22 protein-coding genes and 1 pseudogene are annotated in these 24,359 nt (G+C 64.1%); 11 read left to right on the top strand and 12 right to left on the bottom strand.

The features are described from left to right. Nucleotides 1–70 precede the first annotated feature (70 nt). Entirely contained in the window at nucleotides 71–856 is a 786-nt protein-coding gene (locus tag R3P95_RS23665) for a M23 family metallopeptidase (RefSeq protein ID WP_243597146.1), read from the top strand. A 201-nt stretch (nucleotides 857–1,057) separates the two neighbouring features. On the opposite strand, the gene R3P95_RS23660 is transcribed toward R3P95_RS23665, so the two are convergent. Continuing rightward, complete coding sequence (locus tag R3P95_RS23660) at nucleotides 1,058–2,236, bottom strand: M23 family metallopeptidase (RefSeq protein WP_317549676.1); 1,179 nt, start codon at nucleotides 2,234–2,236, stop codon at nucleotides 1,058–1,060. 497 nt (nucleotides 2,237–2,733) lie between these two features. Here R3P95_RS23660 and R3P95_RS23655 point away from each other — a divergent pair, with 497 nt between their 5' ends. The 4 genes from R3P95_RS23655 (at nucleotide 2,734) to R3P95_RS23640 (ending at nucleotide 6,361) form a co-directional block, all read left to right on the top strand. Then, nucleotides 2,734–3,321 (top strand): TlpA family protein disulfide reductase, encoded by a 588-nt coding sequence (locus R3P95_RS23655; RefSeq protein WP_080733473.1) that lies wholly within the window; start codon nucleotides 2,734–2,736, stop codon nucleotides 3,319–3,321. Between the two features lie 103 nt (nucleotides 3,322–3,424). Continuing rightward, on the top strand, nucleotides 3,425–4,924 hold the full coding sequence (locus R3P95_RS23650; RefSeq protein ID WP_094662170.1) for a multicopper oxidase family protein: 1,500 nt from the start codon (nucleotides 3,425–3,427) through the stop codon (nucleotides 4,922–4,924). A 121-nt stretch (nucleotides 4,925–5,045) separates the two neighbouring features. Then, entirely contained in the window at nucleotides 5,046–5,402 is a 357-nt protein-coding gene (locus tag R3P95_RS23645; RefSeq protein ID WP_094610783.1) for a BlaI/MecI/CopY family transcriptional regulator, read from the top strand. Then, complete coding sequence (locus tag R3P95_RS23640; protein ID WP_032375712.1) at nucleotides 5,399–6,361, top strand: M56 family metallopeptidase; 963 nt, start codon at nucleotides 5,399–5,401, stop codon at nucleotides 6,359–6,361. The genes R3P95_RS23645 and R3P95_RS23640 overlap by 4 nt, the downstream gene beginning before the upstream one ends. 668 nt (nucleotides 6,362–7,029) lie before the next feature. On the opposite strand, the gene R3P95_RS23635 is transcribed toward R3P95_RS23640, so the two are convergent. Together R3P95_RS23635 and R3P95_RS23630 are read right to left on the bottom strand one after the other, a co-directional pair. Beyond that, nucleotides 7,030–7,506 (bottom strand): rhodanese-like domain-containing protein, encoded by a 477-nt coding sequence (locus R3P95_RS23635; RefSeq protein ID WP_317549674.1) that lies wholly within the window; start codon nucleotides 7,504–7,506, stop codon nucleotides 7,030–7,032. A 17-nt stretch (nucleotides 7,507–7,523) separates the two neighbouring features. Beyond that, on the bottom strand, nucleotides 7,524–8,819 hold the full coding sequence (locus R3P95_RS23630; RefSeq protein ID WP_317549673.1) for a prolipoprotein diacylglyceryl transferase family protein: 1,296 nt from the start codon (nucleotides 8,817–8,819) through the stop codon (nucleotides 7,524–7,526). Between the two features lie 296 nt (nucleotides 8,820–9,115). On the opposite strand from R3P95_RS23630, the gene R3P95_RS23625 reads away from it, so the two are divergent. The 3 genes from R3P95_RS23625 to R3P95_RS23615 all read left to right on the top strand — a co-directional run bounded on the left by R3P95_RS23625 (nucleotide 9,116) and on the right by R3P95_RS23615 (nucleotide 12,519). Next, complete coding sequence (locus R3P95_RS23625; RefSeq protein WP_317549672.1) at nucleotides 9,116–9,367, top strand: SHOCT domain-containing protein; 252 nt, start codon at nucleotides 9,116–9,118, stop codon at nucleotides 9,365–9,367. A 678-nt stretch (nucleotides 9,368–10,045) separates the two neighbouring features. Then, nucleotides 10,046–10,327 (top strand): hypothetical protein, encoded by a 282-nt coding sequence (locus R3P95_RS23620; RefSeq protein ID WP_045841178.1) that lies wholly within the window; start codon nucleotides 10,046–10,048, stop codon nucleotides 10,325–10,327. Next, entirely contained in the window at nucleotides 10,324–12,519 is a 2,196-nt protein-coding gene (locus tag R3P95_RS23615) for a heavy metal translocating P-type ATPase (RefSeq protein ID WP_032401336.1), read from the top strand. The genes R3P95_RS23620 and R3P95_RS23615 overlap by 4 nt, the downstream gene beginning before the upstream one ends. Before the next feature lie 106 nt (nucleotides 12,520–12,625). Here the strand turns inward: R3P95_RS23615 and R3P95_RS23610 are convergent, their stop codons facing one another. The 8 genes from R3P95_RS23610 to R3P95_RS23575 form a co-directional block, all read right to left on the bottom strand. Further along, nucleotides 12,626–13,261, bottom strand: coding sequence for a DUF305 domain-containing protein (locus tag R3P95_RS23610; protein ID WP_317549671.1), 636 nt, complete (start codon nucleotides 13,259–13,261; stop codon nucleotides 12,626–12,628). Nucleotides 13,262–13,346: 85 nt separating this feature from the next. Continuing rightward, a complete protein-coding gene (locus R3P95_RS23605) occupies nucleotides 13,347–13,769 on the bottom strand; it encodes a DUF6153 family protein (RefSeq protein WP_027494146.1) in 423 nt (140 codons plus the stop codon). Between the two features lie 73 nt (nucleotides 13,770–13,842). Next, nucleotides 13,843–15,204, bottom strand: a complete 1,362-nt coding sequence (locus R3P95_RS23600; protein ID WP_008720030.1) for an MBL fold metallo-hydrolase — start codon at nucleotides 15,202–15,204, stop codon at nucleotides 13,843–13,845. 57 nt (nucleotides 15,205–15,261) lie between these two features. Then, a complete protein-coding gene (locus R3P95_RS23595) occupies nucleotides 15,262–15,531 on the bottom strand; it encodes a metal-sensitive transcriptional regulator (protein WP_027494148.1) in 270 nt (89 codons plus the stop codon). Between the two features lie 79 nt (nucleotides 15,532–15,610). After that, nucleotides 15,611–16,384, bottom strand: a complete 774-nt coding sequence (locus R3P95_RS23590) for a sulfite exporter TauE/SafE family protein (protein WP_219520296.1) — start codon at nucleotides 16,382–16,384, stop codon at nucleotides 15,611–15,613. Continuing rightward, nucleotides 16,384–16,803: a DUF302 domain-containing protein gene (locus R3P95_RS23585; RefSeq protein WP_027494150.1), complete on the bottom strand. Its 420-nt coding sequence runs from the start codon at nucleotides 16,801–16,803 to the stop codon at nucleotides 16,384–16,386. The genes R3P95_RS23590 and R3P95_RS23585 overlap by 1 nt, the downstream gene beginning before the upstream one ends. Before the next feature lie 42 nt (nucleotides 16,804–16,845). Continuing rightward, nucleotides 16,846–17,097 (bottom strand): YgaP-like transmembrane domain, encoded by a 252-nt coding sequence (locus R3P95_RS23580; RefSeq protein ID WP_027494151.1) that lies wholly within the window; start codon nucleotides 17,095–17,097, stop codon nucleotides 16,846–16,848. A gap of 28 nt (nucleotides 17,098–17,125) precedes the next feature. Continuing rightward, complete coding sequence (locus R3P95_RS23575) at nucleotides 17,126–19,282, bottom strand: MMPL family transporter (RefSeq protein ID WP_219520294.1); 2,157 nt, start codon at nucleotides 19,280–19,282, stop codon at nucleotides 17,126–17,128. Between the two features lie 646 nt (nucleotides 19,283–19,928). On the opposite strand from R3P95_RS23575, the gene R3P95_RS23570 reads away from it, so the two are divergent. From R3P95_RS23570 to R3P95_RS23560, 3 genes and pseudogenes are all read left to right on the top strand, one after another. Continuing rightward, nucleotides 19,929–21,611, top strand: a complete 1,683-nt coding sequence (locus R3P95_RS23570; protein ID WP_317549670.1) for a Mu transposase C-terminal domain-containing protein — start codon at nucleotides 19,929–19,931, stop codon at nucleotides 21,609–21,611. Between the two features lie 4 nt (nucleotides 21,612–21,615). Further along, on the top strand, nucleotides 21,616–22,572 hold the full coding sequence (locus R3P95_RS23565; RefSeq protein WP_255032407.1) for a TniB family NTP-binding protein: 957 nt from the start codon (nucleotides 21,616–21,618) through the stop codon (nucleotides 22,570–22,572). Beyond that, nucleotides 22,569–23,069, top strand: a pseudogene (locus R3P95_RS23560) (TniQ family protein); the annotation flags it as partial. The gene R3P95_RS23565 and the pseudogene R3P95_RS23560, both read left to right, overlap by 4 nt. Nucleotides 23,070–23,701: 632 nt before the next feature. Here the strand turns inward: R3P95_RS23560 and R3P95_RS23555 are convergent. Then, on the bottom strand, nucleotides 23,702–24,304 hold the full coding sequence (locus R3P95_RS23555; protein ID WP_068049656.1) for a cadmium resistance transporter: 603 nt from the start codon (nucleotides 24,302–24,304) through the stop codon (nucleotides 23,702–23,704). Nucleotides 24,305–24,359: the final 55 nt, after the last annotated feature.

Genomic DNA, 24,359 nt, shown 5'->3' with positions numbered 1-24,359 from the left:
TTCGATACATCAGTGAGGTGCGCACGTCGATGATTACGCCTCGCTCCATTCGATTACCGAGGACTCTGCTGTGGCACAACACCGTATGACCCGCATGACCGACCGACGTCGACAGTTGATGGACTGTGACGTGCAGGGAGTGGCGGTGACGCCGAGAGGGCGGCATCGCGCTCGGGCGCGCGCCACCGAGCGCCGCGGCAGTGTCGCTGTCGGTATTGCGGTGGCAGCGGGCGCTCTGGTCACGGCGGGTGCCCAATATGCGAGTCCCGCACAGGCGCAGGCAGTCCCCGTGCACGAAGCGACACCGATGCAGGACCCGGTGGCCGAATACTTGCCTCAGATCCTCGCCATACCGGAGATCTCCAATATCAACGATGCGATCGAGCAGTTGGCGAAGGGGCAACGAAGGGCAGAGGAGAGCGCTGCGCGTGATGCAGCGGCGCTGCGACCACTCGTCGTTCGTCCGGTCGCCGGGACCCTGACCTCGGATTTCGGTCCACGATGGGGGACTACGCACACCGGGCTCGACATCGCCAACGCTATCGGAACTCCCGTCTACGCGGCAGCCGACGCTACCGTGCTCGACTCCGGTCCTGCAGACGGATTCGGCCTCTGGGTACGTCTTCAACATGACGATGGAACGACAACGGTCTACGGGCACATCGATCAAACCTTGGTGACAGTGGGGCAACGAGTACAAGCCGGTGAGCAGATCGCCACCGTCGGCAATCGTGGCCAATCGACCGGGCCTCACCTGCATTTCGAGGTCGTCGACGCGGCGGGGAGCAAGGTCGATCCTCAGGAGTGGCTCGCCTCTCGGGGTGTCGCGCTGTCCGACGCGGCTGTTCGGTCGTAGGCCCCCGTTTCACCTCTCGGGCTCGCAGTAGGTACGGCGAACTTACCGGAATGCGGGCGATCGTACTGCGCTCCCGCTGAACATGTCGAGGCACCGAGGGTTCAGGTCTGATGGTGAAAACGAGACCGCAGAGACGCATCCGAAGTCAGTGCAACAGTGCGGAATTCGTTCCCATCGGCGGGCCGTGCGGTCGAGGCTCGGCTACGAGTCACGATCCGAACCGGTGATGGTGGCTCCGCGTTCCGCGAGCCAGGGTCTGGGGTCGACCTTGTTGCCGGCGGGTGTGTCGACCTCGAAGTGCAGATGTGGACCGGTGGAGATACCCCGGTTTCCTACCGTCGCAATTTCTTCACCAGCAGTGACGCGTTGACCTACGGTCACGAGGTTGTCGTTGTTGTGCCCGTAGGTCGTTACGGTGCCGTCATCGTGGCGTATACGCACCCAGAGTCCGAAGCCCTGGGCCGGTCCCGCGCTGATCACCTCGCCGTCCGCAACGGCGACGATCGGTGTACCGGTGGAGTTGGCGATGTCGATTCCTTGATGGGCGCGGCCGTCGCCGAAGGTCGAGGTCAACGTTCCTGTTGTCGGCGCACGATACTTTCCGTTGCTCGACCCTGTTGTGCCGGTAGGGGATTGCGGGGCGGCCGACGAATGATCGCCCGCCTCGGGTGTCGTGGTTTCGGGTGTCGTTGTTTCAGATGACGTGCCGGGTGCCGACGTTTCAGGCACAGTGGCGTCGGGTTCGAGCGCGGGCAGTTCGGGCGTCGCCGAGTCGGCCGACTCGGCGGCCGACTCGGGGTCCTGAGTGTCCTGGGTGCCTTGGGCGGTCGGTTGTTCGGTCGAGGGCTCGGCGTTCGACCTGCCGGGTGGGACCGCCGCATGTCCGCGCGACGAGGTGTGCGGGGTGGCCGGATCGTGGGGAGTCTCGGCGGCCGCGAGTGTGGATGCAAGTGTGGCGACGTCCATCGACGACACCAGTCGGGGGAGAACTGTGGGGTCGATGTCGTCGATCGGCGCGAGACAGGGGATCAGTCGCGAAAGGGCTCCCGTTGGTCCGTCAGCTGTATCGGTGGCTCCGATCGTGCCCACGAGGCAGGAGACGATGCGGCTCTGTGGGCCGGCCAGGTCGTCGAGAGCACCGTTGGCGCGAATCTCGCGTAGTGCGCCGACGACGAGATCGAGGACCTCCTGTTGGACGTGCGGGTCCGATTGGGCCTGCGCGGGGAAGGCAGGCGGCGGCGCAGCCGGATCGGCGTCCGGGGCTGCAGACGCCGTGGGTGCCAGCGCGAGGATGCCTCCCACGAACGCGGTACCGACGAGGATGCGAGTACCCCACCGAGTTCGGTGCGCCATGTACGAGGACGAGGGCAGAGGTCTCATGTCGGTGGTCCTCCTGGACGGCAACTGCATACCTGGCAGTAATTCAGGTCGCCTTCGAGTCAAGGCGACACGCCGCATCACTATTACACCCTTTCCGCACAAGCACCATCAGTCACAGTGAATTACATCGGTAACATTCGCACCCTGCGACCCATTTCGATCGTCGGGTTGTTTCTCGGGAGCCGAAGTTCATGTACGTAATATCTTCTGCGCCAGAAGGACTCGGCGTCGCTGGACGGCCTTCATCGTGCGCCTCGATGGGGACGGTCGTCTTCGGCGAACGGCCGGAGAGCTGTGTGCTGGCACTGTGAGGCCCGAGGGTGAAGGGGGCCGCGAAAGCGTTGACGGCGTGCAGGATCCACGTTGCTACTATCGAAGATAGTAGATCGTGTAGTATGACGCTGACAGACCGGAAGACATCGTCGAGGTGAACGAGACAGAGGTGCAGGGTGCAGCGGGTGACGACACGCTGGTCCCTACTTGCGATCATCGTCATCGTGACAGTTGTTGGAGCGCTGGCATTGTGGTCTCGAGATCCCTCGACCCAGTCGGTGGGGTCCGCAGGATCGGCACCTCACGTCGAGGACGAGGATCTCCCGTCGGCAGTGATCGCTACCCGTGCTGCCCTCGAGCCGTGCCCGACCTCGTCGCCGGTTCCGTCCCCCGTAACTGGCGAGCTCGTCGGTACGTCCGCACGATGCTTGGGAACGTCGGACTTATCCGATCTGGGGACCTCCCTGGCTGGGCAACCCACATTGCTCAATGTCTGGGCGTCGTGGTGCGGTCCGTGTAGACAGGAGATTCCGGTTCTGGCCCAGTACGCCGCAGAACCGGATGCGGTTCGGGTCGTCGGTCTCAACGTCCAAGACGATGCCGATGCGGCATTGAGCCTGCTCACCGAGCTGGGAGTGCACTATCCCTCGTTCGATCAGGCCGACGCGGCGTTGCAGACACTTGACGCGCCCCCTGTCCTGCCCCTGAGTTTCTTGGTCCAGAGCGATGGAACGATCGAGCGCATCACCTCGACGCCGGTGTTCTACGACCCGAGTCAGGTGCGGGAGGCGGTAACAGCGCTTGTGCGCTGATCTCAGCACGAGCACGAGCACGAGCACGAGCACCAGCACCAGCAACGCGGCGAGGATCGAACGCCCGCCGGCGGACGGACTTCTACAGAATTGGGAGATGTGTATGACCGGGCAGCGGGCAGGTGCGTTCTCGCTCACGCGCCGCAACTTTCTCGCGCTGAGCGCGGCCGGAACGAGTGCCGTCGTGTTGGGGGCATGCGGCAATGGCTCGTCCGCAACAGCAGTCGTCGGACCGGACTCCGATGTGGTGGGACAGGCCGAGGACGCGCGCCGCTCGGCTACCGGCAGACAAGTCGATATTTCCTTGAGTGCTCAGCCCAGCACGATCGACCTCGGCGGAGTGCAGGTACAGACCTGGACTTTCGGCGACAGACTCCCCGGTGCCGAGATTCGCCTGAGCCGAGGTGATGTGTTGCGCGCACAGCTCGACAACCGCCTCGAGCAGGAGACGACGATCCATTGGCACGGAATCGCCTTGCGCAACGACATGGACGGAGTGCCGGGCCTGACTCAGCCGGCTGTGGCTTCCGGTGACTCGTTCGGCTACGACTTCACCGTGCCCGACGCGGGCACGTACTTCTTTCACCCTCACGTCGGTACCCAACTCGACAGAGGACTGTATGCACCGCTGATCGTCGAGGACCCCGCCGACGGCTCGGACTACGACCTCGAAGCCGTCCTGGTCCTGGACGACTGGCTCGACGGGGTAGCCGGCGACCCCGATCGAGAACTCGAGCGGCTGCGCAGCGAGGGCATGTCGATGGGCGGCATGTCGATGAGCGCGCCCACCGCCCAGTCGCCTCTCGGTGGCGACACCGGCGACGTGAGCTACCCGTACTACCTGATCAACGGCAAGATCGGGGCCGATCCCATCGTGCTCGGCGGACGGCCGGGCCAGCGGCTGCGCCTGCGCATCATCAACGCAGCTGCCGACACGGCCTTCCGTTTCGCAGTGGGGGGGCATCCTCTCACTGTTACTCACAGCGACGGATTTCCGGTTCAGCCCGAGCAGGCGCAATGCTTGTTGATAGGGATGGGAGAGCGTTACGACGCAATCATCACCTTGCAGGACGGGGCGTTTCCGATTGTCGCCGCCGCGGAAGGTAAGGACGGGAGCGGGTTCGCTGTGTTGCGTACCGGGCCAGGCGCCGCGCCGCAGTCCTCAGTCCGGCCTGCCGAACTCTCTGCAGCCCCGGTGATGGCTGATCGACTGAGGTCGCTCGATACGGTCCGCTTGTCCGCACGCGAGCCGGATCGCACGTACGACATCGCTCTCGGGATGGAGATGGGCGGGTACACCTGGACGCTCAACGGTGAGACGTACGAGCAGCACACCCCCCTCGACGTTCGCGAAGGCGAAAGAGTACGACTTCGCTTCGTCAACGCCACCACGATGTTTCATCCCATGCATCTGCACGGACACACCTTCGAGGTTGTCAACGGTGCCGGATCAGGCCCCCGGAAGGACACCTCGCTGGTCTTGCCGAACCAAACTGTCGAAGTCGACTTCGACACCGACAATCCCGGCCAGTGGCTTCTGCACTGCCACAACCTCTATCACGGGGAAGCGGGAATGATGACATCGGTGTCCTACCTGGCGTGAGCCTACGGCCGCATTCGTATTCGAGGCATGCAAACCTCTCGGACCAGGGTGCTCGCTACCGAAGGATCACGTAGCTGGCTCGTTCGACGGGATAGAGTGAACACGCGCCTAGGAGGCACTCATGCAGGGTTTGGGAGAGCTCGAAGCTCTGGTGATGGACGTGGTGTGGAATACCAGCGCCGCAGTCCGGGTTCGTGATGTCATCGATCAACTCGAGGACGGTCGAGAACCGGCGTACACCACGATTCAGACGGTGCTCGACAATTTGCACCGTAAAGGCTGGGTACACCGACAACGCAACGGACGGGCATATTGGTACGAAGCCACCCGAAGCAGGGAAGAAGCCGCCTCCGACGCCTTGCGAATACTTCTCGAATCGACCGGCGACCCGACGAGCGTGCTGCTGCACTTCGCCCGCGGCGCTTCCGATGACGAATCGAAGGTGCTCACCCGCGGTCTGAAAGAGCGTAAGAGGTGACTGCCGTACTCCTGTGGGCCCTCGGTGGGCTGTTGGTTGCGGCTGCCGCGCCATTGCTGATGAGGTCGATGATCGACAGAGGTATCGATGCGCACGTCACGCTCTTGACGTGGTCGGCGCTCGTTGTGGGCACCTTGGTCAGCATTGCGGTACCGGTCGTGCTCAGTGCGATCCCCAGTCATGGGGGCGTGACGACCCTGGTCGACATCGCACACCAATGCTGGCTCGCCCTTCAGGGCGACATACCTGCCCGCGTCGAGGCCATCGTCGGGGTTGTCGGGATTGCGATGTTGGGCTGCGGCGCAGTCCGCTGGATCGTCCACCTGAGGCGCGCAGTGTGTGAGCGACGGCGAGTGTACGAGCGGCACATCGATCTGCTGCGCATCATCGCTGGAGGCGTCGGGTTTTCCGGTTCGAATCAACCCGCGTCGACCTTGTGGCTTCCGTTGGACAGTCCTCTCGCGTACAGCGTCGCGGGACGACCGGCGATGGTCGTGGCCAGCGAGGGGCTGCGTACGCAGTTGACGCCTGCTGAAGTCGAGGCGGTCCTCGCACACGAACGTGCACACATCGATGGCCGGCATCATCTGCTCGTAGGCATTGCCGAGTCGGTGGCCTATGCGTTTCCGTGGCTACCGATCATGCGAGCGTCACCTTCGCTCGTGCGCGCTCTGGTCGAACTCGACGCGGACGCCCGCGCAGCCCGCTCGCACGGACGAGACCCCGTGCGGCGCGCTCTGACTTCGCTGCGCCCGCACCCTGTTCCTCTGCCCGCCCTCGGTATGGTTTCCGATGCCACCGTTGTGCGGCTCGATCGTCTCGCCGTGGACCGAGTGATCCCGCATGCTCCCCTCCGGTGGGCGCGGGCGTTCGTAGCGTGCACCGCCGTTGCCCTGCCTGCGTTACCAGTAGTGGCCCTGCTGGGGGCCATGACGTTGGCATCCTGCGCGGTGGGATGAAATGCCCCGCGCGGCACTACAGATCACGGGAGCGAGTCCGCAATACTCGCCCCTCGGCTTTCGGGTGCGGGAAGCGATCATCATGAGACCGACGAGCGCGAGGACCATCGCCATCGGATAGCCGACCGCGAGATCCTGCCATCCGGCGCTCGGAAGAAACCGAAGCTGCCCGAGATGAATTACGACGTGGGTCGCACCGATCACGACACCCGCCATCAGGACCACCCAACCCCGACCTTGACGGCGGCGCTCACGCTTGTACGCCTCGGTGTAGAGCGCCCGCGTCCTCCGGCGGCCGCCGTCTCGTTTTTGGCCTGTCATCGCGCGCCTGCACGTCCACACGCTATTGCTCGTGAGCGAGTTGGCCGACGGAGCCGAAGCACCGCCGAGAAGGCATTCCGCAAGCGGCGGCATCCCTGCGCTGGTAGCGCTGAGCGGGACAGCATGCGCGAGAGGTTCTGATTCGGCGGTACGGGGAGGGGGCCCGTTCGACTCCGTTGCGCCCGGTGGCAAACCGATATCGACTACTTCCCGGCAGCAGCGGGAACCATCGGCGAATTGTCCGGTCCCGACCTGGTGAACCCCGAACAAGACGATCTCGGCATCCGATTTCATCGGACACGTTCTGGTGATCAACCTCCGGGGTCGGCACTGCGGAAGGTGATTGATCATTCTTCGATGGTTCGTCCGGTGTGTCGCCACGCGAGCATGCCGCCTTGTAGTTCGACGACATCGGTATAGCCGAGAGCGGCCAGGTCTTTCGCCGCGGTGGCGCTCATTGTCCCGGTACGGCAGTAGATCGCCAGCGGTGTGGTCCGGTCGGGCGGCAACGTCGCGGCCTGTTGTCGGATCTGGTCGAAGGGAAGACTCGAATCGGTTCCAGGGAGCTGGCCCTCGTTGGGGGTATGGACGTTGATCGTGACTCGGCCGGGATCGGCAATCGCGGCGGCGAAGTCAGCGGGATCGAGCAGTTCTGCCCGCGTAGCGACGGGCATCGACGCACTGGGCTCAGTGGCCTCGCCGCCGGTACATCCAGCGAGTGCAAGGACGAGGACAGTCAGTATCGATGCCGGACTACGGAGCGTCGATCGGGACACCGAATGCGGTGCCATCGCATCGAGGTGATCACCGAAAGGCACACGCATAAAAATACGTTCGGTGATCACGAGAGCACCTGCGACGCTGCGAGGACGCCGATGAGGACCGCGCAGCAGATGAGCGAGACAGTGAGTCGGCCTCGACGAGTGTGCGCGTCCACTCGAAACAGAAACAGGCCTTGCCGGACCAATGTGTATGCGGCAATACTCCCCAGGAAGACCAGCCCTCCGACGGGAAGGTCGACCTGAAGTACCGCGGCGAGCGCAACTCCCGCGATCAACAGGGCTGCAGCGGCCTCGTAGAGCTGAACCGGAATCCTCCTCGTCGCCAGGGTGCGATCGGACGAAAACAGGCCCCACCGAGATCGAGTCGGACGCCCCGAACAGCAGCCCGCCAAGAAGCATCCCGGACGACCGATCGCCATGCCGAGAAACAATCCCGGGGTGGTTGCATCCAGGACTGCGCCGACGTCCATACCCCCGAGTGCTCCGCCGATGACCAAGGTGCCGAGCGAAACGAGGAGGAAGCCTTGTATGCACGCTCCTGCGCGGATGAAAGTAGATATCGGTCGACGGTGCAAGATCAAGTACCAAACCTTGGCACCGATATATCCCAGAATGCAACTCAGAGCTGAAATTGCAACAGCAGCAGCAACATTGGCATCCATGCGTGAGAGCAGGAATCCCTGAACAATCAATGCAACCACCGCTCCCGCGGCTACCAACGCCGGCCAACTCCACACCCGCACAGCGGGACCGTATGTCAGTAGCGCAGTGCGCGCGGTGAGCACAGAGTTCTGCTGCCGTTCGCTACTGTCTGCGCCCCCGTCGATGCGTCGCGCACTCACCTCCCACTCCCCGCTGGCAATGCCCTGAATACGGGTGGTCGCGGCGAACCGGCCTCCAGCGGCAGGACGTGATTTCACGACCAGAGTCCGATCGAAACCGACCTTCTCGGTCGATGCATGGCCCTCGACTTCCACCCGCGATCCAGTGAAGCGAATCGCCACGTCGTGGCTGGGCTCGGCATCGGCCCCGCCGACACCCCAGTACGTCACCGCAAGCCCCAGCGGCTCGACCTGGGAAATCTCATCGGTACAACTGGTGGCTGGTGAGCGCTTGGGTGCGTAACTCTGCGGTGCGGGCGCAACAGCTTCAGGCGTGCGGGCACGTGGGCGCTCCGGCGGCGCTGCAGTATCGATCGTCGGTTCTGCGGCCTGGGCCGACGCTCGCGGTGGGGTAGTGGAGGCCGGCGCGAAAGCCCGGGCGACAGTGGGATGGAGTGCACCGCTGCCGGGCGAGTGGCCCCTGCTTCGAAGATAATCGGCGGCGGCGACGCTGACCGCAGAATGTGGGGCCACCGCTGAGAGGGGATGCCTTGGCTGGGGCTCAGTACGTATGGCACCGGGGTGGGGAGCCGGTGGGCCGCCCCCGGATCGTGTCGCCGTGGTTCGTCGTTTGTGCGCTTTCGATCGCGACTTGCTGGATTTCTTTCCCACAGGTTGCCTCCATCATCGCCTGTCCGGGCGACGGCGTCTCGACAGCAGTCAACTACTATGCTCGATAGTAGCTGAACTACTAAGCGTTATAGTAGGAGCTGCGGGATGACCACACTCCGCAGGTCAGCAGGTGGCTGGTGCGAGAGTGAGGAGCAGCAATGATGAATATGGGCACCATGAGTGGCGGATGGACGATGATGGCAGGAATGGCCGCGTTCTGGCTGTTCGTGATCGCTCTGTTGATCTGGGGTGCGGTTCGGCTGATGTCCGCTCGCCCGCAATCGGGGGAGGACGCGCAGGAAATCCTCGATCGTAGATTCGCGGCCGGGGAGATAGATCGAGATTTCTATCGCGCAGCGGTCGCAGAATTGGCGACCGCTGCGCTGCGCAAGCGTGCCGACACTCGGTAAAGAGCAACTGCGGTGTGACGGGCAGGCATTTTCACCGCATGTGACCGAGTTTGCGGACTGGATATGTCGGTGCGCGCCGGCTGGCCGGTAGGGCAGGGCTCGCCCGGGGCCGGTGAGCGGCAACTGTCGGCGCGTTCGAAGGCGCACCGAAACGATCAGATCGAAAGTGGAACCGAACGTGAGTGATACACCCATCTACGACTTACTCAACGCTACATCGGCGTCGCCGCAGCCCCATGGTGAACGAGACAGTATCGCTCCACCGTCCGATCTGCGGCGTCAGCGATCGACCGAACGAGCAGTTCCGCGATCTTCGAGAGTCGACACGCGGGCTCGCCATGCGCGCCGTGACACGGCGTAATTCGCCCTGCCCTGCCTCCAGTCGGTGAGAAGACTCGTAACGGAAATCGCAGCGAACGCCGATGATCCACGCGCGTGTGCAGGTACGCCCGTCGCTGTAAGGCTCAGCTGTGCCGCGGATGCATGCGCCCCTTGACCGAATCGGTATCGACATCCATGCCCGTCCGTGAGCATGACAGCGACCGCGGGTGCACCTGGTGGCCAGCCGACTGGCGCTCACGCGTTGACAACACCCTGACGGTTCTTCCCAATGGGATCAGGAAGGGGTATGGTTCGACTTGATCGACATATACCCCTATGGGGTATATGTTGTCCGAGATGTCGAAAGCTACGCATGATCATCACGCACTGTCAGTTACGCCGGTATTGATGTACGGCCACTGTGAGCCGTCGGTCCGCAACGACGTCAACGCCGTGATCGGAATGGACACTGTCGCGTTATCGGCGGCGGCAGGGACATTCACGGTCACCAGTGCAGCCGCGCTCGTCCAGGCGCAGATCATTGTCGCCCTCGACGCCGAATACACAGCCGAACCAGAACCCACGAGTTCATGGGATGAATGGATATCGAACTCGATGGATGAGAGGACTGCACGATGAACGATCACACACACTCCGACGTCGACTCCGCGCGGACGGATCCGCCGAACAGACTGCAGCACAGCGGGCATGAAGAAGGACCCGAAATGCACACGGACGGGGCAGAGAAGGCGACTCCGCAGTCGGACCACGACACCGGCGGGCACAACGCAGAGCACGGCGGGCACACCGGTCACGGTGATCACGTCGGTATGTTTCGTCGCCTGTTCTGGGTCATGCTGGTCCTTGCCGTTCCGGTGATCGTTGCCTCGAACATGTTCGCGATGCTCCTCGGCTACTCATTGCCCGACGCAGCGTGGATTGCCTGGGTCTCTCCGGTGTTCGGAACGGTGATGTACGCCTGGGGCGGGTCTCCGTTCCTCTCCGGAGCAGTCAGCGAAATCCGTTCCCGTGCACCGGGAATGATGCTGCTCATCGCCCTCGCGATCACCGTCGCATTCATTGCGTCGATGGGAGCGAGCCTCGGCCTGCTCGATCATCAGCTCGACTTCTGGTGGGAACTGGCCCTGCTGATCGTGATCATGCTGCTCGGGCACTGGATCGAGATGAGATCACTCGCCCAGACCACCTCCGCTCTGGACTCGTTGGCGGCGTTGCTCCCGGATGTCGCCGAACGCGTCGAGGGCGACGATGTGGTGCCGGTGCCCCCGTCCGAGCTGCAGCTCGGTGATGTCGTTGTCGTCCGCCCCGGCGGCCGCGTACCGGCGGACGGCACCATCGTCTCCGGATCGGCGAGCATGGACGAATCGATGATCACCGGGGAATCACGCACCGTCCGCCGCAGCGACGGCGATCAAGTCGTCGCCGGCACTGTCGCCACCGACTCAGGTCTGCGCGTCCAGGTCACTGCAGTAGGGGAGGACACCGCCCTCGCCGGCATCGGCCGCTTGGTCGCCGACGCCCAGAACTCGACCTCGCGCGCTCAGCGCATCGCGGACACCGCCGCTGGCTGGCTGTTCTGGTTCGCTCTCGGTGCCGCGATCATCACCGCTGCGGTGTGGACTCTGGTCGGGATGCCCGACGACGCCGTCATCCGCACCATCACCGTGCTGGTCATCGCCTGCCCGCACGCACTCGGACTGGCGATTCCGCTGGTGGTCTCCATCGCCACCGAACGCGCCGCCCGCGGCGGTGTTCTGGTCAAGGACCGGCTCGCACTCGAAACCATGCGCACGGTGGACACCGTGCTGTTCGACAAGACCGGGACCCTCACCAAGGGTGAACCCACCGTCACCGCAGTCGAGGTGACCGGCGGGCGCACCGCCGACAACGTTCTCGCGCTGGCCGCTGCCGCAGAAGCAGATTCCGAACATCCACTCGCCCGTGCCATCGTCGAGGCCGCACGCGCGCGGAACCTGACGGTCCCGGCTGCAGCCGGCTTTCAGTCGTCCCCCGCCGTCGGGGTCGCAGCCGACGTCGACGGCGTCCGGATCCAGGTCGGCGGGCCGGCACTGCTCGAGCAGGAACACGGATCCGAACTCGCTGTCGCCGACCGGTGGCGCGGGGACGGGGCGATCATCCTGCACGTCCTCGCCGACGGGGCCGTGATCGGTGCCCTCGCGCTCGCCGATGAGATCCGGTCCGAGTCACGCACTGCGGTAGACGCGCTGCACGCGCGAGGAATCGCGGTCGTGATGATCACCGGTGATGCCGACGCCGTCGCGAAGTCCGTCGCCACCGAGCTCGGTGTGGACCGCTACTTCGCCGGGGTGAAACCGGAAGACAAGTCGCACAACGTCGCTGAACTCCAGAGCGAAGGCCGTACGGTGGCGATGGTCGGCGACGGAGTCAACGACGCCCCGGCTCTGGCGCAGGCCGATGTCGGTATCGCGATCGGGGCCGGCACCGACGTCGCAATCGCATCGGCCGGAGTGATCCTCGCCAGCGACGACCCGAGGTCGGTGTTGTCGGTGATCGAACTCTCGCGCGCCTCGTACCGAAAGATGAAGCAAAACCTCTGGTGGGCAGCGGGATACAACCTCATCTCGGTTCCGCTCGCGGCAGGAGTGCTCGCGCCGGTCGGGTTCGTGCTGCCGATGTCGATCGGCGCGATCCTGATGTCGCTGTCGACGATCATCGTCGCTGCGAACGCACAATTACTGCGTCGACTCGACCTCACGCCCGACACCATCACCGGAGCGGTGAACGAGGGGAGTTCCAACCCTCCGTCGCAGCGCACACCGTCACTGTGAGAGCTGATCTCGTACCGGGAACGCAGCCCTGACAATTGTGGAACGTTGATGGCCGCACCTTCTCCGCCGGAGAGGATGCGGCCATCGTTGTCTATAGCGGGCCGGGTCAGCCGAGCAGCCGCTGCATGGTGTCGATTTCCTGCTGCTGGGTGGCGACGATGGTGCGGGCCATCTCCAGGGCGTCAGGATTGGAACCGTCTGCGATTTCGGTGTTGGCCATCTCGATGGCGCCGGTGTGGTGGGCGATCATCATCGTCAACCACTGGCGGTCGAATTCCGGTCCCGACGCTGCCATCAACGCGTCCATGTCCTGAGCGGTCATCATGCCGCTGCCGGAGCTGTGGTCCATCCCGCCCATGTCACCCATGTCACCCCTGTCCATGTCGGGCATGGGCTGGCCCCACTCGGTGAGCCAGGTGGTCATCTGGTCCATCTCGGGCTGTTGCGCGGCGGCGATCGCCGATGCCAGCGACAGCACCTCCGGGTTGTCGGTGCGGCCGTTCGCCATGTCGGCCATCTCGACTGCTTGGGCGTGATGCGGGTACATCATCTGCGCGAACATCACGTCGGCATCGTTGAACTCTGCGGACGCGCTTGCTTGGGCCGAGGACATCGGTGCCGAGGACATCGATCCCATCGCATGGCCGTCCATCGACGAATCGGCCGCGTTGTCGCTACAGCCGACGACGAGGAACGCGCTCGCGGCGGCAGCAGCGATCGAGGCAATGACTTTGGTACGCATGAGGAAACTCCTTGCAAGAGTGGGTAGTGCAGAGAATTGGATGTCGTTCGATCCGCCGACAGACACGCGTCTGCCGGGCTCCCTGTCACACTCGCAAGGTCACCGATCTGTCCAACTCCCATAACGTCCACGGCGGCGCACGCTCAAGCGTGGAGTCGGCCCGTCCAATGATCCGGTTCACCGATGTCGGCGCCAGGTCGAGGGCTGCGCTCATCGCCGGGACCGTCAGCGCGGGCCACGACACCGTCGTGCCGACGCAGGGATGCATCATCTGGTGCCCCGACGGGCAGTCATGTTCCCCGGTCATCACCGGAACCGTGGCGTCCGTGTGGGACGGTGCTGCGAACGAGGCATGGCCGCCGCTCATCGATGTGGACATCGAGCCGGTCACGGGCATCGACATCGGTGTCACCGAATGCATCAACAGGACACCGAACACCGTCAGTGCAATCAGTAAAGCTGCCGTCGGAGCTGTGCCCCGTCGACCGTGCCGATTCACTGAGTGCATGCGGCCGATGATACCAACATATACCCCCTGGGGGTACGCCTGTCTCGTCGCGTTCGGTCGTCGAAGCATTTCGTCATGTCTTCGAGGTGTCGAGTCCGAGATCTGTTGCGCGGTTGTAGTCGTCGTCGATGAGCACCACGCTGCGATGTTCCCGGTCGAGTAGTGAGGCCGCGATCGAGGCGCGATAGCCGGAGGCGCAGTGCACCCACACTTTGCCGTCGGGAACTTCTGCGAGTCGGTGCGGCAGTTCGTGGAGGGGAATGTTGATCGCACCGGGGATGTGGCCGTCCGCGTATTCGGACTGTTGACGGGTGTCGAGCACTGCAATGTCCGAGTCCTCTGCGGCGAGTCCGGCGAAGTCGGACACTTCGTAGGACCGTACGCGCCCGTCGCTGGCGAGCGAATGAATCTCTCCGACAGCGGAGCCGGAGGGGTGGTCGATGCCGATACGTGCCAACTCCCTTGTGGCCTCGTCGATTTGATCGGATGTGTCGCCGATCAAGGTCAGCGGCGCACCCCACTGGTAGAGCCAGCCGAGGTAGGTGACGAATGTCGTCGACAGCTCGAAGCCGAGGGAACCGTCGAGATGTCCGGCAGCGAAGGCGGTGCGTGCGCGGAGGTCGACGACCCATTGTCCGTCGTCGATGCGGCGGCGTAGTTCGTCGGGGTCGACGGGTTCTGGGGTGGACAGGTCGATCGGTGCGGGGCCTTCGGTGTTGATGACGCCCATGTGGGCGTAGTACGCGGGGTAGGCCGACAGTCCTGCGATCAACTCGTCGACGTAGGTTTGTTCGTCCTGGGTCAGCGCGGGATTGGACTGTTGCTGTTCACCGATGGTCGACGAGTCGCCGCTGGTGGGGGTCGCGGAGCAGAAGCTACCGAATCCGTGGGTGGGGTAGACCTCGACGTCGGCGGGGAGTTCGGCGGCGATTCGACGGACCGAGTGGAACTGGGCATGGGTGAGCTCGTCGGTGTGTTCGGAGCCGAGTAGGTCGGTGCGGCCGGTGGATCCGTAGAGCATCGAGCCGCCGGTGAAGATCGCGATCGGTTCGTCTCCGAGTTGCAGTACGTAGCTGACGTGATGATGTGTATGGCCCGGGGTGTGCATGACCTGAAACGTCGCCGATCCCGCGTCGACGACATCGCCGTCCCCCACTGCCCGTCGCTCGAATTCGACCGGGTCACCCTCGGGCACAACGTATTCGGCTCCGGTGGCGCGTGCGAGTTCGAGTCCGCCGGTGACGTAGTCGTTGTGGATGTGGGTTTCGAGTACGTGGGTGATCGCGGCGTTCTTCTCCGTGGCCAGTGCCAGGACGCGGTCGATGTCACGTTGGGGATCGATCACGACGGCGATGCCGTCGTGGCTGATCAGGTAGCTGCGGTCGCCGAGGCTCGACGTTTCGATGATGGCGATGTCTGGATCGGTGGTGCTCACGGGGTACTCCTACGGTGTAATCGGGTCGGCCTCGTTTCTGACGTGAAACGTCCTCGTTCAGGCCAGTGCGAGGAAGAGCTTTTCCAGTTCTGCTTCGGTCATGGGCTCTTTGTTGTCTGCGGTGTCGCCGGTCATGCATTCACGAAGGCCGGTGGCCACGATCTTGAATCCGGCTTTGTCGAGGGCGCGGGAGACGGCGGCGAGTTGAGTGACGACGTCTTTGCAGTCGCGTCCGTTCTCGATCATACCGATCACACCGGCGAGTTGGCCGTGTGCGCGGCGCAGACGGTTGAGTACCAATGCGATGCTGTCTTCGTCGCCGATCATTGCGGTCTCCTGAGGGTGTGTGATGGTGGTAGTCCTTCCAGATTACCCCCGGGGGCATCGGTTCGGTGTGTGCAGTCGGTCATGAAAGAACGAGGGTGTCGACAAGTACATAGCCCGCGACGGCGAACACCAGGTAGGCGAACCACGTGCGCAGCTTGTCGGTGTCGATGCGTGTGCTCAGTTTTCCGGCGACCAGCGAGCCTGCGATCGCCGCACCGGCGAACGCGGCTGTCAGTGGCCAGTTCCCGCCGAGCCCGTCGGCCTGAGCGATCAGTCCGGCGGCGGAGTTGGCGACGATGACCACCAGCGACGTTCCGACAGCGACACTCATCTCGATTCCCAGCAACAGCACCAGAGCGGGGATGATCAGAAATCCTCCGCCGACGCCGAACAGTCCGGTGAGGACACCGACCCCGAACCCGGTCGGTATGGACCGTGGTGCGCATCGCCGCCAATCGATCCCGGAACTTCCTGCCTTGCAAGCGGTTCCGACATCGTCGGTGCTGCGCAGCATCCGCGCCCCGGCGATGATCATGACGATCGCGAAGCCGATCATCACTGCGGCCTCGGGCAGATGCCTGCCCAGGACGCTGCCGACCAGCGTGCCGACGATACCGGTGGCCGCGAAGATCGCCGCCAGTCGCCATTCGACGAGCTTCGCCCGCACCTTGGGGATGGCCCCGGTCGCCGAGGCGACACCGATCACCAGCAACGATGTCGGTATCGCCTCCGACAGGTCCATTCCCAGGGCGTAGACGAGAACCGGGACGGCGAGGATCGACCCGCCGCCTCCGAGGAGACCGAGCAGGATGCCGACGGCGACGCCGAGGACCAGTGCCAGCGTCAGGGTCATCAGCTGTGGGCTGCGTCCTGGCCACCGAGTGCGTCGATGGCGGCCTGGAGCTTGGTGGTGGCCTCGGCCGCGACGTCGGACAGTGCTGGCTCGCCGGTCGCTTGGACCATGATGTCGGGGTTCATCGCTTCGACAATGACCGATCCGGAAGCGGAGGTGTCGGCGCGGACGACGACATTGCACGGCAACAGCAAGCCGATCTGGCGCATGACCCCGACGGCGCGGTGCGCGAGGGACGGATTGCAGGCACCGAGGATCAGATACTGCTCCATGTCCTCGCCGAGCTTGGCCTTCAACGTGGCCTGCATGTCGATTTCGGTGAGAACACCGAAGCCCTGATCTGCGAGGGAGGCTTTGACGGCGTCGACTGCGGTGTCGAAGTCGGTGTCGGTCAGAGTGGTCGAGAGTGCGATGTTCATAAGGGAAGTTCCTTTCGGTCGTCGAACTGCGGTGATCTGGGCCTACCCGATTCGGGGCTGGCGAATACTCGGCACGCCCACCCTGGTGAGAAGCGCGCTGGCCGGGCACCAGCCGACCGCTGCGTAAAGGGCGAGGTTCGCGGCAGCGAACGCGCTGAGCAGTCGCCACTGCGGTGCGTGGAGTTCGCCGAGGGCCAGGCCGGTGGCGGTGACGCCGGCGGCGAGGGCGGGGACGATACGTTCGATCGGCCAGCCCGCGAACGCGGACGAGCGAGTGGTGTTCGGATCGATCATGATTGCTCCGTTCGGGTTGTAAGGGTGGTCAGTGCGAGAAGCTGATCGAGGGCAACACCTTGCGCAGCCAGGCCGGTGACCACCATGCGGCGTGTCCGCTCAAACGCAGCAGGACCGGCAGCAGGATCAGCCTGATCAAGAAGGCGTCGAGCAGTACCGCGACGCCGAGGATGATGCCCATCTCCTTCGGTGGGAGCGGATCGGAGAGTGCGAAGGTGAAGAACACTGCGACCATGACCGCGGCGGCGGCGAAGATGACCCGGCCGGAGTGGGCGAGGCCGTCGACCTGAGCGGCTTTCGGGTCCCCGGTCTTCTCGTAGTGCTCTTTCGCGGTGGCGAGCAAAAACACGGTGTAGTCCATGGCGATGGCGAAGATCATCGCGAAGAAGAACACCGGACCCCAGCCGTCGAGGAAGCCTTGCGGGGTGAAGCCGAGCAGTGACGCACCGTGCCCGTCCTGGAAGATCAGTTTCGCGACCCCGAACGCTGCCGCGGTCGAGAGCAGACTGACGGCGGTGCCGAGGATCGCGATCAGGGGTGCTTGGAGCGCAACGAGCAGCAGGATGAAACCGAGCGCCAGAATGATGCCGATCACCAGCGGTAGGTAGTCGTTCAGTGCTTGCTGTAGATCGAGGTTCTCCGCCGGCGCACCGCCGACCAACGCCGACTCCGGCAGCTGTGCGCGCAGGTCACCGAGGATGGCGCCCATTCTCTCGTCCGAGGGGTCCACAGTGGGAAGTGCTTGCAGCAGTGAATAGTTCGAGCCATCGGACGCAGGTTGAGGCGGGGTGACCATCGAGATTCCGTCGACGGTAGTGGCTGCGGTGGCGGTCGCGGCCGCATCCGACGCTGGCACGACGATCTGCAGTGCGCCGGGCGCGCCGTCACCGAACTGGGCCTGGACGAGCTCGTAGCCCTGGCGAACCGGTGCGTCCTCGGGCACTACAGAGATCGAGGGCATTGCCACTTTCAGTCCGAGGACCGGAAGAGCCAGCGCGATGAGGATGCCCACGGACACCAGAGCGAACGGCCAGGGGTGCTTGTGCAGCAGTTCACCCCAGGCTGCGAATTTCGGGGAGCGGTGCTGCTGACGCTTGGCGTAGGGCAAGGATGCGGCGTTGACCTTGGAGCCGAGTGCACCCAGGGTTGCGGGGAGCAGGGTCATGGTGGCGATCAGCACGAACGTCACTGCGAGCATGATGCCGACGGCCATGGTGCGCACCGCCGGTGCGGGAACGAGCAGGACGGCCGAGAGGCTCACCAGGACGGTCAGTCCGGACAGGACCACGGCTTTGCCTGCGGTGTCCATGGTTTCGGCGACCGCGGCACGCGGATCGGCGTTGCGCAGTGCGTCGCGGAACCTGGCGACGATGAACAGGGCGTAGTCGATTCCGAGGGCGAGGGCGAACATCATCGCGAAGTTCATCGCCCACACCGAGATCGGCGTGACGCCGTTGAGCAGAACAAGTCCGCCTGCGGATGCGACCAGGCCGGCGACGGTGAGTAGCAGCGGCAATCCCGCGGCGACGAGAGAGCCGAACGCGAGCACCATGATCGCCAAAGTGACCGGCCAGGAGAACAATTCGGCCTGGATCATGGCGTCGTGGTTGGCTTTGTTGAAGTCCGACCACAGTGCTGACGACCCGGTGGGGTAGATCTCGATACCGTTGCCGGACAGTGCGGTCAGCTCGCCTTTGACCTCGTCGACGGCTTTGACCATGTCGTCGGTACTCGCGTCTGCGCCGGCGATGAGGATGCCGGTGTGACGGTCGGGGCTGATGGTCATGCCCGGCTGGGGGGCGACGATCTCGCCGAAGCGGGTGTCGCTGTCGAACACAGCCGCGACGTCGGTGAGTGTCTGCTGCATCGCCGGGTCGTCGATCGAGGCGGTGTCGGAGTGAACGACGACCTGCACTGCTGCAGAGGAGTTGCCGCCGAAATGCTGCTGGGCGAGTTCGCGTACCTGGACGGATTCGGATCCGTTGGCCTGCCAGCCGGCCCCGGCCAACGACGAAAACACCGTTGGTGCAGCTGATCCAAGGGCGATTAGGGTGATCAGCCAGATACCGAACACCCAGCGGCGACGCGTGACCATCGCGCTCCCCAGGCGGCCGAGTGCGCCAGGTGCAGGTGGCCGGTCACGGTCGTGTCGGTCGGTAGCCGCCGCGGTAGCGGGAACGGACATAGCATTCTCCTAAATACGGGTGGGGGTATATGACAAGGCCACGAAGGCCCAAAAGCTTCCTCGAAGACTTAAAGGTGAGGTGTCAGCGATGAAACAGGGAGTGAAAAAAGCCGGTGCGCCTAGCTGGATCGGGTGCCTCGCTCGACGAGCAGGTGCACTGCTGCGGCCGTGGGACATTCTTCATGACGCTGTCGATGTGGCGCCCGCAGCCGGCCCAGGTGGTCTTACCGCATGTCGGGCATGCGACGGGGTAGCACATGGCAATCCTTCCTGGCGGGGTGTACCTACTGTTGCATATACCTAGGGGGGTATGCAAGTACCCCTAGGGGTATAAATCATCGATGCGAGGGTGATGAATGGGAAGGTTCACCGCCGCGGGCGAAAGGGGAACGTTCGCATTTCGTGTAGGAAGACCGCGACTGCTCGAGACGGACTACAGGTCTACCTTTAACAGTGGCTGTATGACACCCACTTCTGAACAAGTGCAGCTGACTTCTGAAACTGACACGAGTGATGTCAGTTTCAGAAGTGGGCGTCATAAATTCCTGGGGTTTTACCTCCGATTGCAGTCGTCTTCTGACATTCTGAGTGCAGAAGTGGACTGCACAATCGGTCGGTCACGCAGGCCGGGCGTTCGGAGGCTGCGATGGACGCGGACAAGTTCGATGTCGCCGAGACTGGTGTGCTGACCGCGTCGGCGGAGCAGTGGGAGCAGGCACGGACGCGGTTTGCAGTGCTCAGCGAACTAGCGGATCTATCCTCGATTGGTACCGCAGTGGTCGAGGATGCAGCGCAGCAGTTGGGGGTCTCGCCGCGGCGTGTGTACGTGCTGTTGTCCAGGCTCCGGAATGGGGGAGGGGCGGTCACCGATCTGTTGGTCTCCGCACCTTCAGGCGGGCGCGGACGCTCCCGCGTGCCGACCGAGGTGGAAGTGGTAATCGCCGAGCACATCAACCGTGACTTTCTGGCTCGCCAGAAGCTCAGTGTGGCTGCGCTGCATCGTCGTATCGCGCTCGCCTGCCGCCGCGCCGGACTCCCGATCCCAGCCCGCAACACAGTCAACGCGCGGATCGCAGCAATGCACCCGGGCCGCGTCGCACGCTCACGTGGCGGACCGGACGCGGCCCGATCGCGGCAATCCGCTGGCGACGTCCCGCCGCCGGTGACGGCCGTTCTGCAACAAGTCCAGATCGATCACACCGTGGTCGATCTGATGATCGTCGACGAATACGACCGGGCACCGATCGGACGTCCGTATCTCACGATTGCCATCGATGTCTTCAGCCGCTGTGTGCCAGGGTTCGTCGTCACACTCGATCCGCCGTCCGCAGTGTCCGTCGGGTTGTGTCTGGGCAGGGTGTGCTCGGACAAGAGCGTATGGATCGACGCTTTGGGCCTTGGCGCGGATGTGCGGTGGCCGATGGTCGGAAAGCCGCGCGCCTTGTATGTCGACAACGCCGCCGAGTTCAAAAGTGAAGCGCTCCAGCGTGGTTGCGAGCAGCACGGCATCGACCTCGGCTACCGACCACCCGGCCGGCCGCATTACGGCGGGATCGTCGAACGCATCATTGGCACCGTCATGACCCAGGTCCACGAACTCCCCGGCACCACGTTCTCGAACCCAACGCAGCGGGGCAGATACGACTCAGAGGGCACGGCAGCCCTGACGCTACGAGAATTGGAACGCTGGCTGATCCTCGCGGTCGCGGCGTACCACGCGGACGTGCACACCGGCCTGAGCCGGAGCCCCGCTGCGCAGTGGATCAGCAGCACCGACGCCGATACTGCTCGATCGACGTCGACAGTGGTGGGCGAGACCGCATTCCTGGTGGACTTCCTTCCCGTCATCCGGCGTCGCCTGACCCGGACAGGGTTCGTCATCGACCACATCCAGTACTTCTCGAACGCTCTGAAACCGTGGATCGCTAGGCGAGAGAAGTTGGGTCAGTTCGTGATCCGGCGTGATCCACGAGATCTGAGCAGGGTGTGGGTCCTGGACCCCGACAGCGGCGGCGGGTATGTCGAGGTGCCGTACCGGACGATGTCACATCCGGCGGTGACATCGTGGGAACACCGGGCAGCGGTGGTGCGTCTTCGAGAGCACGGCCGAGCAACTATCGACGAACACGCTCTGTTCGCGATGATCGAGAAGATGCGTCAGGTAGCCACGTCGGCAGAGCGGGACACCAAACGAGCCCGACGTAATCGCACTCGCCGTGCCCACCTGAGCAGCGTCACCACACCACCGAACGCGATGGGCCCGCCCGAGAGTCGCCCCGGTACCGACCAAGTACCGGTTCCGATCTTCGACGACATCGAAGAATGGTGAATCGATGAACGACGACCCCCGAATCACTCCTGCAGGCGACGGTAGCGGCGAAGACATCGACCCCGGTAGTGCGGATCTGATCCACCTGCGAAGTTCGGTCAGATCGATAGCGGGTCTTCCTGCTGCACAACGCATCAGGCACATTCGTACGGAACGGTGGATCGGGTATCCGCGTGCACGGTCGGTGATCGTGCACCTCGAGACGTTGCTGGTGTGGCCGGATCGGCAACGAATGCCGAACCTGCTTCTGATCGGGCCGACGAACAACGGCAAGTCGATGATCATCGAGAAGTTCCGGCGTGCGCACCCCGCTGTCAGCTTGCCCGACCGTGAGCAGATACCGGTGTTGTGTATGCAGATGCCCCCGGACCCGGCACCCGGACGGTTCTACCTGGCGATGCTCGCTGCCCTCGGAACGCCGATGCGCCCGCGAAGCCGCGTTCACGAACTAGAACAGCAAGCGGTGACGCTGTTGCGAGCAACCGGGGTTCGGATGCTGATCATCGACGAGCTCCATAATGTTCTCGCCGGTCGCGACAACGTGCGCCGAGAATTTCTGAACCTGTTGCGGTTTCTGGGCAACGAGCTGCGGATCCCTCTCGTCGGAGTCGGTACCCGAGAGGCGTACCTCGCGATCCGCAGTGATGCACAGTTGGAAAACCGTTTTCACCCCATGACGCTGCCGATCTGGACCAACGACACCGACACCCGCTCCCTGCTGGCGAGCTTCACCGCCAGCTTCCCGTTGCGTGCGCCCTCGTACCTGACATCGGCGGAGATGACCGATTACCTCCTCACCCGGTGTGAGGGCACCATCGGCGAACTGGCCACGCTGTTGACCGCGGCCGCAGTGACCGCAATAGAAGCCGGAGAGGAAGCGATCACCTCACAGGTGTTGACCCAAACCGCCTACTTCGGGCCCACCGAACGCCGCCGCCACTTCGAACGGCACCTGGCATGACACCAGCCGATGCCCCTGCAGCGCACACAGCGCTCGACCACAGTGCGCATCCGCCGTGGCCGCTGCGCCCGCAACCACTACCTGGCGAGACTCTGATGTCGTGGCTGGCCCGGACCAGCGCACTGTATTCGTTGATCAATACAGCGGACCTTCTCGACGGGCTCGGTGTCGACACCTCGAGCGTGGACCTGGACCGGCACACACCCGAGCCGGTGCTATCGGCGCTTGCCCAGAGGAGCACCTGTACGGCGGAACGGCTGCGGGAAATGACGTTGGCGGGCTGCACGCCCTGGCTGCTCGACAGCACCGACCCCACCGAGTGCGACTTCGACACCTACGTCCACCAGTTCTCTGTCCTACTACCGGCGGGTCTGGCGATGGCCGATCGACGTCGACGCGCACCGCCCGCCGGCACATGGCTTCCCTGGGTAAGCACGCTGACTACACGGGCATGCCCTCTGTGCATCGACACCCTCGACACACACGCCGACATCGCGGTCATGATGGCTCAGCAATACCCGATGCTGACCAGCTGCACCAAGCATCTCTGCCGGCTCGAATTCTGCAGCGTCGTACCCGGCAGACTTGTCTTCTGGGACAGGACACCAGCAGGCTCGGACGAGCACGCACCACCGATACCGGTCGCGGCGGCCGTCGCAGAAATCGACAGACGCAGCGTCACCGCGTTGACGTGCGGGTCGGTCGAGCTCGGCGCGGGCCGTGTTCATGCAGCAGTGTGGTTCAGGCTGCTGCGCACCGTCGTCGACGAAGTATCAACACCTCTGGTCCGCACCGGATGGTGGGCAAAGCCACTCAGCGCGATCTGGAAATCCACCGGCCGTTCTCGCCCGCTCCGAACATCGTGGGTTCCGTTCGAGGACCTGCGCTGGGAAGAACAAGCAGCAGTACTGACCGCCGCCGCGACCGCGATCATCGCGGTCGAGAACGATGAGATTTTCGCGGGTGGTGCTGATGCGGCTCTACTGCGCCCACGCTCGTACGAGCCGGTTGATCCGGGGACCGCTCCGACGCGGTCTCGCAGTCCGGTACCCGCCCGCAGCGCCTGGGACGGTGTGATTGCGGCGATCGATGCCGCTGCCGCTGGAGTTGCCGGGCGAACAGACGTCGGTCATGACGCGGCGACGATGAGCCGGCCGAGGACACCGGATTCGAGCAGGATGATCGCACCCAGGACGATGAACACCACGGGTACGAGCCAGTGCTCGACCCGTTCGAGAGTGTCGACGACCTTTCTGCGAGTGCCCAACAGTCTGCCTGCGTAGCACCAGATTCCCACGCAGATCAGGAACACGGCGATGGTGACCGCGGTCTGTGGCGCACCGAGCGTGCGGAAGACCGGGGTGTAGACGGCGATGTTGTCGGCTCCGTTGGCGATGGTGATGGCGGCGACACCGACCATCCCTGTTGCCACCACCGGGGCCTCGTCCTCGTCGCCGCTGCGCAGGCCGCGGATCAGGCCCCAGACACCCAACGACAGGGGCAGCAACCCCAGTAACCCGACCCAGTCCTCCGGGACGATCACCAATCCCAGGGCAGCGACGACACTGATCGCGACGAGGGTGATCAGGCCGGCGTACTGGCCGGCAACGATCTGCCATGCCCGCGGCCGCCCCTGGCTGGCGGAGGCGACGAACAGCACGGTCAGCACGACGATGTCGTCGATGTTGGTGCCGGCGAACATCGCGACCGCCGCGGCGATGGTGGTGATCACTCCCGCACCGAGCGGCCACGGCGGGGCGGCTGAACGTCGTGTCCGGAGGGCTGGA

Source organism: Rhodococcus cercidiphylli (assembly GCF_033042225.1).
Classification (GTDB): Bacteria; Actinomycetota; Actinomycetes; order Mycobacteriales; family Mycobacteriaceae; genus Rhodococcoides.
Note: the sequence above shows the minus strand (reverse complement) of the source record. Positions and strands in the feature narration are given on the sequence as shown.

Excerpts from the sequence above, each read along its gene's own strand:
- R3P95_RS23660 (WP_317549676.1), bottom strand. The coding sequence starts at position 2,236 with ATGAGACCTCTGCCCTCGTCCTCGTACATGGCGCACCGAACTCGGTGG.
- R3P95_RS23650 (WP_094662170.1), top strand. The coding sequence starts at position 3,425 with ATGACCGGGCAGCGGGCAGGTGCGTTCTCGCTCACGCGCCGCAACTTT.
- R3P95_RS23645 (WP_094610783.1), top strand. The coding sequence starts at position 5,046 with ATGCAGGGTTTGGGAGAGCTCGAAGCTCTGGTGATGGACGTGGTGTGG.
- R3P95_RS23635 (WP_317549674.1), bottom strand. The coding sequence starts at position 7,506 with ATGCGTGTGCCTTTCGGTGATCACCTCGATGCGATGGCACCGCATTCG.
- R3P95_RS23625 (WP_317549672.1), top strand. The coding sequence starts at position 9,116 with ATGATGAATATGGGCACCATGAGTGGCGGATGGACGATGATGGCAGGA.
- R3P95_RS23620 (WP_045841178.1), top strand. The coding sequence starts at position 10,046 with ATGTCGAAAGCTACGCATGATCATCACGCACTGTCAGTTACGCCGGTA.
- R3P95_RS23615 (WP_032401336.1), top strand. The coding sequence starts at position 10,324 with ATGAACGATCACACACACTCCGACGTCGACTCCGCGCGGACGGATCCG.
- R3P95_RS23610 (WP_317549671.1), bottom strand. The coding sequence starts at position 13,261 with ATGCGTACCAAAGTCATTGCCTCGATCGCTGCTGCCGCCGCGAGCGCG.
- R3P95_RS23605 (WP_027494146.1), bottom strand. The coding sequence starts at position 13,769 with ATGCACTCAGTGAATCGGCACGGTCGACGGGGCACAGCTCCGACGGCA.
- R3P95_RS23595 (WP_027494148.1), bottom strand. The coding sequence starts at position 15,531 with ATGATCGGCGACGAAGACAGCATCGCATTGGTACTCAACCGTCTGCGC.
- R3P95_RS23590 (WP_219520296.1), bottom strand. The coding sequence starts at position 16,384 with ATGACCCTGACGCTGGCACTGGTCCTCGGCGTCGCCGTCGGCATCCTG.
- R3P95_RS23585 (WP_027494150.1), bottom strand. The coding sequence starts at position 16,803 with ATGAACATCGCACTCTCGACCACTCTGACCGACACCGACTTCGACACC.
- R3P95_RS23580 (WP_027494151.1), bottom strand. The coding sequence starts at position 17,097 with ATGATCGATCCGAACACCACTCGCTCGTCCGCGTTCGCGGGCTGGCCG.
- R3P95_RS23575 (WP_219520294.1), bottom strand. The coding sequence starts at position 19,282 with ATGTCCGTTCCCGCTACCGCGGCGGCTACCGACCGACACGACCGTGAC.
- R3P95_RS23570 (WP_317549670.1), top strand. The coding sequence starts at position 19,929 with ATGGACGCGGACAAGTTCGATGTCGCCGAGACTGGTGTGCTGACCGCG.
- R3P95_RS23565 (WP_255032407.1), top strand. The coding sequence starts at position 21,616 with ATGAACGACGACCCCCGAATCACTCCTGCAGGCGACGGTAGCGGCGAA.